We start from the raw sequence: 276 nt of genomic DNA on the forward strand, positions 1-276 counted from the left end.
CGTCCGATTCATCGTGACTGTCCTGACCGAGGAAAATCTGCAGCACTTAATGATGCAATGAAGATTGCCCAAGGAGAGATTATCATCGTCTTTGATGCAGACTATCGTCCAGCGAAAGGTATGCTTAAGCAACTGGTTATTGCCTTTGAAGATCCTGAGGTAGGTGCGGTTATGGGACGTGTTATCCCTCATAATACCAATAAAAATTTACTTACAAGACTAATTAATTTGGAACGTTCAGGAGGTTATCAAGTTGATCAGCAGGCAAGATATAAT

1 protein-coding gene is annotated in these 276 nt (G+C 41.3%); it reads left to right on the forward strand.

The annotated features are described in order from the left end of the window. A partial coding sequence (locus R2R70_RS20085; protein ID WP_410978912.1) for a glycosyltransferase family 2 protein occupies positions 1-276 on the forward strand: 276 nt, incomplete at both ends.

Origin of the sequence: Cobetia sp. SIMBA_158, assembly GCF_046566945.1 — a bacterium.
In the GTDB taxonomy this organism is placed as follows: domain Bacteria; phylum Pseudomonadota; class Gammaproteobacteria; order Pseudomonadales; family Halomonadaceae; genus Cobetia; species Cobetia amphilecti.